Here is a 13,809-nt window from a genome sequence, read left to right as displayed (position 1 = left end):
TTAGCGGTGGTTTTTTATTGCTGTTTTTGATCTGAGATTTATCTGTGTTGTATCAAATCACATAAAAACGAATAACCACTAGGCTACTTGCGCTTGGAGCTGACTTTGTCGAATCATATCCACGGCTTTTTCAGCAATCATCACTGTCGGCGCATTGGTATTGCCATTCACCACAGAAGGCATAATAGAGGCATCGACGACACGAAGGTTTTGAATCCCGTAGACTTTTAATTCAGGGTCAACCACAGACATCTCATCCACGCCCATCTTACAACTACCGACAGGGTGATAAACCGTATCCACACGCTGACGTAAGATTGCACGTATATCATCATTTGTTTTGACCAGTGAGGTAAATAAATCTTGCTGATAATGACTCGATAAAGACGGAGACATCATTAATTGCTGCGTCAACTTAAAGCCTTGTACCAAATCTTCTAAATCCTGCTCATTCCCTAAAAAGTTTGGATCAATCAATAATGGATCATTTACACTGGAACCACTCAATTTGATCGTACCGCGACTTCTTGGATTGAGCAGACACACATGACAAGACAAACCATGGCTTGCGTGAAATTTCCGTGCATGATCATCTACTAACGCGACGACAAAGTGTAATTGCAAATTTGGTATCGCTAAATCGGGTGAAGACTTTAGAAAACCACCACATTCTGCAAAATTTGAAGCAATCATGCCCCGTCGCTCCTTACGATAACGACTGATCTGCTTAAACATATCAATTGAGCCTGGTAAGGACACCCCAAATGTGCCTTGATATTCTTTGACTTTATAACCAAAAATGAAATCGGGATGATCGTGGAAGTTCTTTCCTACACCCGGTAAATGGTGCTTCAATTCAATGCCATGCGCTTGTAGCTCGGCCTGATCTCCCACTCCAGACAACATTAAAATCTGCGGTGACTGCATCGCTCCGGCACTGAGCAAGACTTCACGTCTGGCTTTTAGGTGTTTCATTTGCCCTGCATGTTGTACTTCTACACCAGTCGCAACTTGATGCTCTATGGTAATTTTATGCGTTGTTGCTTTGGTTAATACAGTTAAATTTGGCCGATCTAAATGTGGAAATAAGTACGCACGTGCCACACTACAACGCTCTCCATTGATATGCGTTACCTGATAAACCCCTAAGCCTTCTTGTTCTGCGCCATTAAAATCATCGAGGACTTTATGGCCTTGTGCACGAGCCGCTTCGGTATAGCGTTGATGGAAAATATTGTCACTTTGTACATCTGTGACGGATAGAGGGCCGTCATTTCCGTGGAATTCATTGTGTATTCGGTTGTTATTTTCTGAGCGAATAAAATATGGCAAGACCTCGTCGTATGACCAACCAGTATTGCCCTGTACCGCCCATTGATCATAATCATTTTTATGACCACGAATATAAATCATGGCATTAATACTAGATGAACCGCCTAGGCATTTTCCACGTGGTTGATAGCTTTTACGACCATTCAAGCCAGCTTGTGGCACAGTTTCAAAAGCCCAATTATTGATCTTGGTCGGCAAGCTCACCACGCATGCAGCTGGAATATTGACCGTCCACTGATCACCTTGTCCACCTGCTTCTAGCAAGCACACAGATATATTCGGATCTTCACTGAGTCGTGCAGCCAGTACGCAACCCGCACTTCCGCCACCAATCACAATATAATCAAATTCCATTTTTGACATTATTTTCATCCAATTGATTCTTTTTATAAATGCACAATAAGTGATTTAACGCTGACTGAAAAGTTTCTTTTTTAAAAAAATGAACACGCTACCGTGCAAGAAGGATGAAACTGATGATCGAAATTTTGTTTCATGCTTCACTCTTGCAAGGTGGCATCAATATCTGTCAAATTGATCGATGAACTTCATACGCCCAATCGTGGACTCTATTATTTTTTTCAATTAATCGACGTTTTAAAAGCACTGTAAGCTGCATAGCTAAAGATTTGGCTGAAACAATGGATTTGATCAAAGCCTATTTCCGTTAGTAAATTTTGATAGTGCTGCTGGCTAATCAGTTCAAAATCATCCTCTAAACGCTGCATCATTTTTGTCGCTTGTACAGCAGATAAACCTTGCATTTGGCAAAATTCAGGTAGGACACGCTGCTCAAAATTCGAATGAGTTTGCATCAAGTCAAAACTTACAAAAATGCCCTGCGGTTTAAGCAATTCAAAAGCTTTTGCTAAAAAGTTAGTTTTCTCTGACAACAGAATGAAATGCGTCACCAAGATACTCAGCGCCGCATCAAAACAACTCGCCTGCTCAAAAGTAGTGTGACTGCCCAAAACAAATTTGACGCGATGCAACTGTCCAGCAGCTTCAACACTTTGCCGTGTTTGATTCAGCATATTTTCAGATAATTCTGTAACGGTAAATGACCATGTTGGATTCAAGGCCATGAGATAGCCCAATTCATAGCCCGTCCCACATCCAATAATCAGTACATGGGCATCTTCAGCGACATAGCAATTTAACACCGCCTGAATCTGTTGATGGACAAGTTCATAACCGGGAATTAATTTACGTATATGTGCATCATAACTTTCGACCACTTGTGGGCTATTAAAATCTTTTGCCATGTAACATCCTGATTGACATGTATTTCTATGCTAATAAATATTCATTGTTCTTTATAGATTGTTTATTTCTGATGATGCTCAAAAATCTGCTGACTCAGCATTTCATAGACCACTTTCAGATCGACTTGATCAGCTTGCTCAAGCATATTGGCGTGCATCTGCATGATATTTTGATCCCCACGCATTGCAGGGCCTGTTTGCATGTTACGCGGTTCAGCCTGAGTCGCTTTATTGGCTGTCTCTAAAATCAATGGATAAAGCAAGCTAAAATCGACGTATTTTGCATCGACAACCTGCTTTGCCATGTCATAACAATAATTACTAAAATTACATGCGAACACCGCAGCAAGATGCAGACTTAAACGTTGTGCCGAATCATATTGATAAACCCTTTGACTCATGCTGTTTGCTAAATCTGTTAGTGTCCTCAAATCTTTAGAATCCGCAGCTTCTACAAAGATCGGTGTAGACGTCCAGTCCACATCTCGATCTAAACTAAAGGTTTGTAAAGGATAAAACACCCCTGCTCGCAAATGCTGCTGGGTCAGTACCGTGATATTGGTGCTACCTGAAGTATGCACGATCAAAACCTGTGGCAGATAGGCTGTAACTTGCTGAATAACGGTTGCAATCGATTGGTCGCTCACCGCAATGATCAAAAGATCAATCTCAGCATTCAACTTTGTCGGGGTATCAACGGCTTTTGCACCTACACTTGCTGCAAGTTTTTCTGCCTTTTCAAGATTTCGCGCATAAACTTGCACAATGTGATGTTGTGGATGAAGTACTTTGAGCAAATGATGTGCAACACGACCTGCACCCACAATACTGATTCGCATATAGTTTTAACTCATTTTCGATGGCTACAGCATGTCAGGAAAATATCGGACGTGCAAATCGAGTTGTATCGATAGAATGATTTATTTTCAATTCTTCACATTAGTTTCGCTCAGATAAGCACAAAAAAAGGGATGCGTTTCATCCCTTTTGCTAGACGTCAATCTAAGTCTAATGCATATCATATCGCTTTCAATCTAGACAATATTCGATATGCACTTTAGCTTTTACGATTTACCAATGATTTGATTCAGAGTCTGTAGGTATTGTTCTGCGTCACGGCGCGCATTGAATTTCTTTTCAAATACACCTGTGTTTTGCACACTGTTCGGTGTGTATTCTACCGAAACAACAAAGGTATCAAGCAAATCTCTATTAATCCGAATTGCAATAATATGATGTGAGTTTAAATAAAAACCATCATCAACCTTAACTAACATGACTCGCCTCAAAAATCTTGCATAATGAAATAGATAAAAATATCTAAACATTCATAAACTTGGATGCCTTACCGCATACAGTTATAAATAGGATAAACCGAAATCATTGTAACGCCATTATGTGATTTGTGTTGCAATTATTATGTGATTTAAATGAATAATTAGAGAAAATCATTCAGTTCCAGTCATCTAAACATGATTGATTTTCAATCCTAGCTAAAGATTGGATAAAAAGACTGGATATAAAAAAGCCTGCTGCCATAGCCATGGCAATAGGCTCATTTCAGTACGACTGATTTAACTCAAATCAATCGTACAATGTGGTTGAACGATTAAACACTCAACATACTGTTTAATGTTTCTGACACATTCTTCGATTTCACAACAGGTTTAAGTGCTTCAAGTTTTGCTTTGACTTCACTACGCTGCGGTTCTGCCAAAGTGTACCAACGGGACAAAATTTGCAGTAAACGTGAACCGACAATTGGATTTTTCTCATCAAGGAATTTAGCTAATTCAACAATATGCTGCACACCAAAGCTCCATGTGTTGACAGGATTGCTATTCAGGCCACCAGTAACCGCACGAATACGGTTCGGTACTTTCAAGTCATAATCAGGATGAGCAGTCAGTGCCTTAATGGTTTCCGCAGTTGCTTTCGGATGTGCCGCTTGCAACATAAACCATTGGTCCATCGACAAAGCTTCATTTTTAAAGCGTGTATAAAAGGTTTCTAAAGCTTGCTGTGCTTGTGGTGCATCATTCCAAACCAATACTTTTAAAGCACCAAGACGTTCAGACATATTGCCTGTTGAGCTGAATTGTTCATAAGCCAATTCAAATACAGATGCATCGCCTTGACGTGCCATCATGCTCAACATGATGTTTTTCAATGCACGAACGCCCATAGCTTGTGAAAACTCTTTCTGCGCATCTGGGTCTAAAGTTGCATAAGTCTCTTTAAAGAAAGCACCTAACTCACGTGCCACACGACTTAAAAGTGCTTCACGCTGTTCCTGCACTTTGGCAGGACTGTAGTCGGTATCAATACGGCTACCTAAATAACCCTCTGTCGGTACATCGAATAAACGTGAAGCAAGTAATGGATCACGCTCAACCAATGCCGGTAATGTATTTTGAATGGCTTGAACATAGATGTCGGCATCATGGCCATTTAACAAAATACGTTCTAACAAGGTTTGGCTTGCTTGCCATTGGTTAAAACCATTCGGCTCGTACTGCATAAGGAATGCAAGCTCTTCATCTGAATAGTTAAATTCAAGATTAACAGGTGCAGACAAGTTACGCAGTAAAGACACAACAGGCTGGTTTTTTACACCGCTAAATGTAATTGTTGCAGTATCGGTATCAAATAAATACACGCCATCTTTGATGCCATTTTCAACCAATGCATCTGAGCTGAGAAGTAACTGTTCACCACTCGTGGCATCAAACAATGCCAAAGCCACAGGAATAGGCACAGCTTTTAAATTTGGATATTTCGGATGCGCTTTTAAGCTTTGTTTCAAGCTTAAAGTATAGGTTTGATTTGCAGCATCGTACTCACCTTTTGCTTCAAGTTTTGGTGTGCCCGGTTGGTTATACCAAATCAAGAAACTCGATAAATCTACACCTGAACCTGCTGTCAGTGCTGCCACCCAATCTTCAACAGTCACGGCTTGACCATCGTGGCGTTTGAAATATTCGTCAGTACCTGCACGGAATTTTTCTTTGCCCAGGAGTGTCGCCATCATGCGGTTAATTTCCGCACCTTTTTCATACACAGTTGCGGTATAAAAGTTATTAATTTCAACAAAATGATCTGGACGCGGTGGATGTGAAAGCGGGCCTGAATCTTCTGGGAACTGATGAGCTTTTAACACAGCAACGTCATCGATCCGTTGTACCGCAGCAGATTGTAAATCTTCTGAGAACGACTGATCACGGAATACCGTCAAACCTTCTTTTAAACAAAGTTGGAACCAATCACGACATGTAATACGGTTACCTGTCCAGTTATGGAAGTATTCATGTGCAATCACAGACTGAACACGCATGATCGCTGCATCTGTGGTGTATTCTTCATCAGCAAGCACACAAGAGGTGTTGAAAATATTCAAACCTTTGTTTTCCATTGCACCCATGTTAAATGCACTGGTTGCCACGATCATATAATTGTCTAAATCATAAGGACGACCATAATGTTCTTCGTCCCAACGCATCGAATGTTTTAAAGCTTCCATGGCAATATGACATTTTGGAATGTCTTTTTCTTCTGCATAGATTTCTAAAGCAACATTACGACCTTCAGACGTCACATAAGTGTCTTTAAGTACTGCCAAATCACCAATCACACAAGCAAATAGATACGATGGTTTTTTGGTTGGATCTTGCCAAACGGTATAATGACGACCTTCACCGGTTTCACCCGCTTCAATCAAATTACCATTGGCAAGTAATACAGGGAATTTTTTATCCGCTTCGACACGTGTGGTAAATACCGATAGCACATCAGGACGGTCAGGATAATAGGTAATTTTACGGAAGCCTTCAGGCTCGTTTTGAGTAACGAATAAATCGCCTGCCGCTTGGTATAAACCTTCGAGTTGAGTATTGCTTTCAGGATGAATCACGACTTCAGTTTCAATGACAGCTTGGTCAGGTGCATTTGAAATCACCAGTTGTTCTGCATCTACAACATAGGCATCTGCTGGCAAAACTTGACCATTTAAGCGAATTGATTTGAGTTCCAAATCACGACCCAATAACACCAAATCCCCTGCCGTTTGACGCTGCATCACTAATTTTGCATTTACATTGGTATGGTCATCAAAGACTTGAATATCAAGATCGATACTATCTACGACAAATGATGGTTTTTGATAATCTTTTAAATAAACAGTTTGGTCTGCTTCGACCACTGGATTTGCCGCAATGTTCATATCTCGTCCTATTCCTTAGTTATTGCTTCATCAGCTTTTTGAACACATTGTGAATGACTTGATCATACGACAAGATGCATAAGCTGTCTTCGCATTTACAATGATTTATATATGGGCTCAGCGCATGTTGTTTTCAATCATCTTTATAGAATAATTTAAAGGCTGGCACATATTTTCGCCATGTTTAAGCAAAATAAATGCCTGAGTTGAGCACAGCTACTGCAATATGGAAATTATTTATCTACATCAAATAAATAAAGTACCTAGATACTAGAAAGAGAAAGTACAGGTGCTTTATATACTTCTGTAACTTCAAATTATTGCGCTCAAACTTTCCTGCTTAAGACTTAGAGGATTATTGATTTTCGAAAATTAAATCGAGCGCGCTGTCATAGTCTGCAGCAAAGTAAAATTGAAATGCCGTGACTTTTGAGGTGAGGAATTGCTGAATTTCTTCCGTCGCACCCGCCACATAAATTTTAGATACTTGATGTTGCTGCGCCAGGCCAAGTAACTCGATCGTCTTTTCCAGTGTTTGATCATGCCCAATAATCAGCGCACCAACCGTACCCTGTGGCTGCTTATATAATTGCATACGGGTGATATTGCTGTTTTTAAGTGCGTCTGACATATGTATTCCATACAAAGAAAGGATAAAAAAAGATCAAAACCTTTAGAAATCCAGCTGAATCATGCTGTGTATCAAGTTCAGTAGATTCCGCTTGGTTTCAATCCTAGAAGCCTAGATCATTAAAAATTATAAGCTCAATATATACAAATATACTTTTCAAATCCAATCGCTTAGGTGATTCCTTCCAAAAAGCACCTTAGTACGTAATTCATATCAATCTTCTAATTTGTATTTGATTGCATACTTCTGTTTAAACGATGCACCAAGATGTTTCTTTTTCAACAGTTTAAGCATTTTGAGAATTCATTAGACATAGCCATACGCATCAATATTATTTTGTTACTTTTAAATTAATAATTTATTTTCAATATCTTAGTAAATAATTATAAAGTTTATCTGCTTTAAAATGTCTACTCAAAACATTTGAGCATGCGTTTTGCATCTACTTAATTGCCAAAAGCAAAATCATCAGGCTAAAACAAAAAGAGGTGCATTATGTTTATTAAAGAACACATCATCCGTATTGAAAATATGAAGACCCTGCAAGCGCTTGATGCTGCAAATATCGACCATCAAGTAATTGCAATGTTTATGACTTGCGAAGGGATTCCGCTCAAAGCCTTTGAGGTCAGTTCATTACTTAACTCATATAGTGCATTAGGCACTAAAAAAGTCGCGTCTAAAAAAGTGCAAGCCTTAATACAAGCCAAACAACTTGGAGAGGAGGACGAATCGATCCCATGCCCAGCCGCCTATTAATAATCCATTCTGACTAAAAGCTGCATCATCACTATGCAGCTTTTTTTATATGTCGACTTCTCGCCTGAGCTGCCGCAACTCAAATTGCAACCCCGTCTTTAAACAGAGATGTGTATAATCAATTTAATCTTTCAAGAAACGCTGGAAACATGTTCAATATTCTACGCAAACAAATGGATGAAAGTACGCAATGCCCGTTGTGTCGTGCATCTATGTATTGGGTAGATGCTGAAAAATTAGATGAGCAAGAATTTAATTTTTATCAGTGTAGCCACTGTCATCATCAAATATTTCCAGAACAGCAATACAACTGTCATTGTGAAAACTGTCAGGCTGCGCGAAAAAAACTCCTGAAAGAAACCCGTTTACAAGAACAGCGTAAACTTAAAAATAAAGATATCGTTGAGCGTGAATTAAGTGAACTGAGTTTTTTACAGAAACTCTTTTTGCTGGCTTTATTGGATAATCATGTCCAAGAACATACGGCACATCAAGAATTTATCGACTGGGATACGATTAAATATCACAACATCAGCCCGAATTATCTCTTTCAACAGTCGCTCAAAAAGCATCTCGTACATGAGCAAATTTTGATTGTGAAAGATGATGCATTGCAAGCTGAGCAGTATTATATCAATGTCCGTCTGGATGGCTATTCGGAGCCCAGTCTTTTTAGCGTAGCGCAGCAACTCCGTCATTGGTTTTATGAAAATTTAGCCTTGGGTGTTCCCTTTAAAAGTGCTGACGAAGTGAAAGAATGCTTGTATCTCCTACTTTTTCAAGAAATTGTGCAATTCATGCAGTTTTACTGTAAGACATGGGGTATTCAAATTGCAGGGAATAAAAGCTTTCAAGTGTTCTGTTATCGCCTACTCGACCATCTAGCGGTTGGGCAGATTTATTATATGATTCAGTCAGCACTCGAATACCTACATAAACAAAAAGCCCTGCAAGTCCGTAATGAAAATTTCATTAACACCAATCTGTTAAAAAAGACCTTACAGCAATATCGTGAACGTGGCTTACAGGAAAAATGGGAAACCTTTACTCTACCTCGTCCGCCACAACTCCCCTTTAATAAAATGAGTGAAATTTTGCTCTTTCACTTTTTAGGACTCGATGAAAGTATCTTTGTGCAACCGATACGCCATGCTTGGAAAAAAATCGAACCTCGCTTAAATTTTTATTCCACAAAGCGCTGCATGTACTGTGGTTCACAAGAGCTCTCTGTCGATTATGATGCCGCAGATTATGTGACCCTGTTCTGCCGTAATTGTAAACATCAAGACCATTACTTCACCCGCTAAGGGAGAAACCGATGAATCAATCTGAAAATTTTGAAACGACCATGAACAGTGAATTGACTGACTTAAATAGCCCGCTTTTGCAAAGCGTCATTAATGCGTGGATTGAACTTCAATCCAAACAACCTTTGGTGCACATCATCACCAATGCAGTTGCGAGCAATTACGTCGCCAATGTCCTTTTGGCTGCGGGTGCTTCTCCTGCAATGATTGACAATCCCTTTGAAGCCGAAAGCTTTGCCTCAATTGCCAGTGCCTTGAATATCAATTTAGGCACGCCAACGTCTGAACAAATGCAGGCCATGCAAATTGCTGCACAAACAGCACAAAATTTAAATAAACCTTGGGTGCTTGACCCTGTCGGTTATGGCCCCGTTTTGCCGTGGCGATCTGAAATGGTTGACCAATTACTCCAGTACAAGCCAAGCATAATCCGTGGCAACGCATCAGAAATCAGTGGTCTTGCAGGTAATCAAGGTGAGTCACGCGGTGTCGATAGCACGCTCAATAGTGCAGAAATTTACTTAAATGCTGCACCCTTATTAGAACACTGTGAATGTGTGGCAATTTCAGGCGAATCGGATTTCATCTTATCGAAAGAAATGAATGCGGTGATACAGATTAATGGTGGATCTTACTTACAACCCAAAGTGACGGCTTCTGGCTGCGCTTTAGGTGCGTTAACAGCGGCTTATTGCGCCGTGAGTGAAACGCTAACTGCTGGCACGGTCGCAGCACATTTGCACTTTGCGATTGCGGGTCAAAAAGCCTATGAAATTAGCTCAAGTGTCGGCAGTTTTAATGTTGCATTTTTAGATGAAATTTATAATCTCAATGAAGATGATTTCAATCAACTTGCCAACATGCAAATTTATGCACTATGAAGCTATGATAGCTTGAGAAAACAAAAACAGCTTGAGTATAGGACTCAAGCTGTTCAGGGATTCATACTGTTTTGTACTAATTAATATGCGAAAAAATTTACTGTGCCGTACTATCACTTGCAGCATTGGCATCAAACATTTCTGAATCTTCGATCATTTCTGTTGGATTACTCAAAATCATGTCGAGGTCATAGTCCCCCGCATAAACAATATTTTTGATTTTTGAACAGTCTCCACCACTCATTTCATAATTTAATACTTTGGCTTCATCACCAATTTTAAACTCAGCACGAACGACGTTTTTATTTTCATCAAAACTCAGTTTAGGCTGAACACCTTTTTTCGAATCTTGCTGCGGATCTTGGCTATCCGTGAAAATATCAAAATCCACATTACACGCTTGTTGCGACTGCTTACAGTTAATTTCTGCTTGCATACGTTCCGCTAACGATGGCTCAAAATAGGCAGTAAGTTGATCTTTACTCAAAGCATGCAATTTCAACTCTTGATCATAAATTTGTTTGACCAGTTTTTCGGGGGCAACACATTTCTGCGATTGCTCCTGTACTTTTTGCTCTGCTGGCTGACAAGCCGTTAAAAAGATCGCCGCGCCGAAACCGAATAATCGATATATCGTCATTTGTCGCATAACACATCCATGTCCATCATTAAACTGCCCGCCCAACTGCCAGATTCATACTTGCTTCAAAAATAGTTGAAACATTTAATTTACAAATACACATTAAACCCATGCCATCAAAATAATCTGGCACGTGCTGCATAAAAAATTGACCATGTTCATCAGATTTTTTCCGTAGCCGAACCAATTGCTCAGGCGTCACCTTCGGTAAATCACAACGATGAACAAAAATATCCTCAGCGCGATGCTGCACATCATGCTGACGGATTTTATAACTATTTAAAACATCCGCATACTCAGTGGGCATCGGGACACCATGCCTTGGATAAAACTTAACAGAGCGCGAGGCAAATAATGTATATACCTTTGGTTGTGCCAATGTAGCCACAAACCACATAGGAATCGCTGGAAATCGAATCTGATGCTGCATCGCCACTTTAATCGCCGAATTTAAGGTCAGGTTTTTCCGACGATAATCAACCAATACCCCAGCTCGTGAATTAAAAATAAAAATCGGCCGATTGCGATGCATAATTTTTAATATACGCACAATGTTTTGCCCGATCAGTTTATCCTGCTCAAAATACTGAATAATTGGTAATGCAACAATATCGGGGTCATGCATGTATTGATAGAGTTGCTCAATTTTCGAAGTCGGGAAAATACATTGATCAAACTCCCAGAGCCGTTGAAACAACTCATGTTTTTCTTCAGTCGTGAGTTTGCAAAAATCAATGATATTCTCAGTGATCGCCATACCAACACCCATTTTTTTAATGGATTAACTTTGAATTTCTTCAAAGTACCTAGTTATAAAGTTTTCCGAAGCGGTATTAAATGAAATAAAATTATTCATAGATCATCTATGATGATTAAAACCCCGAGTTAAATTGAATCACTATTTAACCTCATGCTTTTTTAAAACCAACCATATCAATATTTTTTACTTTTGAACCGTTTTAGCCCTCTAAAAGCTCAAAAGATGCAGCGTTTTTTGACTGTTACATCATGTAAATATAATACGTTTTAACATCGTGAATTACAGCCCCCTTGGATAGGATTTCTTATACTTTCTAGTCATACAAAATAGACAGCTTCGAAAAGCTGTCTTTGAGTTATTTTAAAATTTAAGCATTAAGCTTGGTAATAGATATCAACCGTTTTAATGCGGTTTTCATCCATTGCCGTAACTTTAAATTGGATGCCTTTAAAATCAACTACAGTCCCGACTTCAACATTGCCGTGGGTCTGATCTAAAATAAGACCTGAAACACTGATATAACCATCATCTTCTTCGATCAAATCCAGCATTTCCAATTCAAGTTCTAACTGATACAGATCGAGCATGCCTGAAGCTTTCCAATATGCATCATCGATTTTAATCAAATCTAGTTGTTCATCAGCATCAGGGAATTCACCAGCAATCGCTTCAAACACATCGAGTGGTGAAATCAGACCTTGTACCGCACCAAACTCATCCGTAACCAATACCAAAGAGCCTTTAGAGGTACGCAAGGTATTAATCGCATCAATCACCTTCATCTTTTGGAAAATAAAGATTGGACGATGACGTTTAATCAATGCTTTTAGATCATCTTCACTGTCTAGAACATCAATAAGTTCTTTCGCGCGGACAATACTAATCACTTTATCCAAGCTACCACGACACACAGGGAATAAACTGTGCGGCACAGAAAGGACTTGCTCACGAATTTGCTCAGGTGTGTCATTTAAATCCACCCAAGAAATTTGATTACGGGGAGTCATGATCGACGCAACTGAACGCTCTGCAAGCGTCAACACCCCCCCAATCATGTAACGCTCTTCGTCTGCAAAGGTTTCTTGCGCCTGATTACCGACTTGATCAGCTTCTAAGCGCCCACCCATCAGTTTTAAAATACTGTCTGCAGTACGATGGCGTAATGGAATTTTCGCTTCGTGTTTTTGAGCATTGCGTTGACTAAACTGGTTAAAGGCTTCGATGACAATCGCAACACCAATACCTGAGTAGATATAGCCTTTCGGAATATGGAAACCAAAACCTTCTGCTATCAAACTAATACCGATAAGCAATAAGAAGCTTAAACATAGGATCACGACGGTCGGATGTCGGTTTACAAAAGCCGTTAGCGGTTTAGATGCAAGTAACATCACTGCCATTGCCACAATCATTGCAGCCATCATGACATAAATGTTGTCGACCATACCGATCGCTGTAATGACAGAGTCTAAAGAGAAAACCGCATCTAAGACAACAATTTGCGCAACAACTGCTGTAAAGCTGGCATATGCCACTTTTGTTGTCACTTGAACTTCTGGTTTTCCTTCTAATTTCTCATGTAGCTCTGTGACTGCCTTATAAACTAAGAACAATCCACCGAACAATAATATGAGATCTCGACCAGAGAATGTCCAATCAAAAACGGTAATCAGGGGCTTTGTTAATGTGACCAACCAAGAGATTGCAAATAACAATCCTAATCGCATAAATAATGCGAGTGAAAGACCAAGTACGCGGGCTTTATCACGTTGTTCTGGAGGGAGTTTTTCTGCCAAAATGGCAATAAAGACTAGGTTATCAATCCCTAGTACAATTTCTAAAATAATTAATGTAAGTAAACCAACCCAGATTCCGGGATCTAACAAAAATTCCATTAGCTCTCTTCCTCATTCTGGATTGTAAGAATATCTTCAATCAGACCAACGCACGGCGACGGATCCATAAATTTAACCTGTGTAACTAGAGACCATTCCATTATGCATAATCTTGCGCAT

12 protein-coding genes are annotated in these 13,809 nt (G+C 39.6%); 3 read left to right on the top strand and 9 right to left on the bottom strand.

What is annotated here, in order from left to right:
- Nucleotides 1–78 precede the first annotated feature (78 nt).
- From FTT88_RS02760 to FTT88_RS02735, 6 genes are all read right to left on the bottom strand, one after another.
- Complete coding sequence (locus tag FTT88_RS02760) at nucleotides 79–1,695, bottom strand: GMC family oxidoreductase (RefSeq protein WP_180003026.1); 1,617 nt, start codon at nucleotides 1,693–1,695, stop codon at nucleotides 79–81.
- Nucleotides 1,696–1,913: 218 nt separating this feature from the next.
- The gene (locus FTT88_RS02755) at nucleotides 1,914–2,597 is read right to left on the bottom strand and encodes a class I SAM-dependent methyltransferase (protein ID WP_180003028.1); all 684 of its coding nucleotides are present in this window, start codon (nucleotides 2,595–2,597) and stop codon (nucleotides 1,914–1,916) included.
- 62 nt (nucleotides 2,598–2,659) lie between these two features.
- Nucleotides 2,660–3,436, bottom strand: coding sequence for a Rossmann-like and DUF2520 domain-containing protein (locus FTT88_RS02750; protein ID WP_180003029.1), 777 nt, complete (start codon nucleotides 3,434–3,436; stop codon nucleotides 2,660–2,662).
- Nucleotides 3,437–3,661: 225 nt separating this feature from the next.
- On the bottom strand, nucleotides 3,662–3,874 hold the full coding sequence (locus FTT88_RS02745) for a hypothetical protein (protein ID WP_180003031.1): 213 nt from the start codon (nucleotides 3,872–3,874) through the stop codon (nucleotides 3,662–3,664).
- Nucleotides 3,875–4,206: 332 nt separating this feature from the next.
- Nucleotides 4,207–6,816, bottom strand: a complete 2,610-nt coding sequence (gene pepN / locus FTT88_RS02740) for an aminopeptidase N (protein WP_180003033.1) — start codon at nucleotides 6,814–6,816, stop codon at nucleotides 4,207–4,209.
- Nucleotides 6,817–7,171: 355 nt separating this feature from the next.
- Complete coding sequence (locus FTT88_RS02735; protein ID WP_180003034.1) at nucleotides 7,172–7,447, bottom strand: hypothetical protein; 276 nt, start codon at nucleotides 7,445–7,447, stop codon at nucleotides 7,172–7,174.
- Between the two features lie 495 nt (nucleotides 7,448–7,942).
- On the opposite strand from FTT88_RS02735, the gene FTT88_RS02730 reads away from it, so the two are divergent.
- The 3 genes from FTT88_RS02730 to thiM all read left to right on the top strand — a co-directional run bounded on the left by FTT88_RS02730 (nucleotide 7,943) and on the right by thiM (nucleotide 10,394).
- Complete coding sequence (locus FTT88_RS02730) at nucleotides 7,943–8,206, top strand: hypothetical protein (protein WP_078193641.1); 264 nt, start codon at nucleotides 7,943–7,945, stop codon at nucleotides 8,204–8,206.
- A gap of 149 nt (nucleotides 8,207–8,355) precedes the next feature.
- On the top strand, nucleotides 8,356–9,513 hold the full coding sequence (locus FTT88_RS02725) for a hypothetical protein (RefSeq protein WP_180003036.1): 1,158 nt from the start codon (nucleotides 8,356–8,358) through the stop codon (nucleotides 9,511–9,513).
- 11 nt (nucleotides 9,514–9,524) lie between these two features.
- Nucleotides 9,525–10,394: a hydroxyethylthiazole kinase gene (thiM, locus tag FTT88_RS02720; RefSeq protein ID WP_180003038.1), complete on the top strand. Its 870-nt coding sequence runs from the start codon at nucleotides 9,525–9,527 to the stop codon at nucleotides 10,392–10,394.
- Nucleotides 10,395–10,491: 97 nt separating this feature from the next.
- On the opposite strand, the gene FTT88_RS02715 is transcribed toward thiM, so the two are convergent.
- The 3 genes from FTT88_RS02715 to FTT88_RS02705 form a co-directional block, all read right to left on the bottom strand.
- A complete protein-coding gene (locus FTT88_RS02715) occupies nucleotides 10,492–11,043 on the bottom strand; it encodes a hypothetical protein (protein ID WP_180003040.1) in 552 nt (183 codons plus the stop codon).
- Between the two features lie 19 nt (nucleotides 11,044–11,062).
- The gene (locus tag FTT88_RS02710; protein WP_180003042.1) at nucleotides 11,063–11,791 is read right to left on the bottom strand and encodes a hypothetical protein; all 729 of its coding nucleotides are present in this window, start codon (nucleotides 11,789–11,791) and stop codon (nucleotides 11,063–11,065) included.
- Between the two features lie 377 nt (nucleotides 11,792–12,168).
- Complete coding sequence (locus FTT88_RS02705) at nucleotides 12,169–13,689, bottom strand: transporter associated domain-containing protein (protein ID WP_180003045.1); 1,521 nt, start codon at nucleotides 13,687–13,689, stop codon at nucleotides 12,169–12,171.
- Nucleotides 13,690–13,809 lie beyond the last annotated feature (120 nt).

Source organism: Acinetobacter sp. YH01024 (genome assembly GCF_013420195.1).
Classification (GTDB): Bacteria; Pseudomonadota; Gammaproteobacteria; order Pseudomonadales; family Moraxellaceae; genus Acinetobacter; species Acinetobacter amyesii.
Note: the sequence above shows the minus strand (reverse complement) of the source record. Positions and strands in the feature narration are given on the sequence as shown.

Bases quoted from the DNA above. Each gene is read 5' to 3' on its own strand.
- FTT88_RS02705 (WP_180003045.1), bottom strand. From the start codon at position 13,689: ATGGAATTTTTGTTAGATCCCGGAATCTGGGTTGGTTTACTTACATTA.
- FTT88_RS02735 (WP_180003034.1), bottom strand. From the start codon at position 7,447: ATGTCAGACGCACTTAAAAACAGCAATATCACCCGTATGCAATTATAT.
- thiM (WP_180003038.1), top strand. From the start codon at position 9,525: ATGAATCAATCTGAAAATTTTGAAACGACCATGAACAGTGAATTGACT.
- FTT88_RS02760 (WP_180003026.1), bottom strand. From the start codon at position 1,695: ATGTCAAAAATGGAATTTGATTATATTGTGATTGGTGGCGGAAGTGCG.
- FTT88_RS02725 (WP_180003036.1), top strand. From the start codon at position 8,356: ATGTTCAATATTCTACGCAAACAAATGGATGAAAGTACGCAATGCCCG.
- FTT88_RS02730 (WP_078193641.1), top strand. From the start codon at position 7,943: ATGTTTATTAAAGAACACATCATCCGTATTGAAAATATGAAGACCCTG.
- FTT88_RS02710 (WP_180003042.1), bottom strand. From the start codon at position 11,791: ATGGCGATCACTGAGAATATCATTGATTTTTGCAAACTCACGACTGAA.
- FTT88_RS02755 (WP_180003028.1), bottom strand. From the start codon at position 2,597: ATGGCAAAAGATTTTAATAGCCCACAAGTGGTCGAAAGTTATGATGCA.
- pepN (WP_180003033.1), bottom strand. From the start codon at position 6,816: ATGAACATTGCGGCAAATCCAGTGGTCGAAGCAGACCAAACTGTTTAT.
- FTT88_RS02745 (WP_180003031.1), bottom strand. From the start codon at position 3,874: ATGTTAGTTAAGGTTGATGATGGTTTTTATTTAAACTCACATCATATT.
- FTT88_RS02715 (WP_180003040.1), bottom strand. From the start codon at position 11,043: ATGCGACAAATGACGATATATCGATTATTCGGTTTCGGCGCGGCGATC.
- FTT88_RS02750 (WP_180003029.1), bottom strand. From the start codon at position 3,436: ATGCGAATCAGTATTGTGGGTGCAGGTCGTGTTGCACATCATTTGCTC.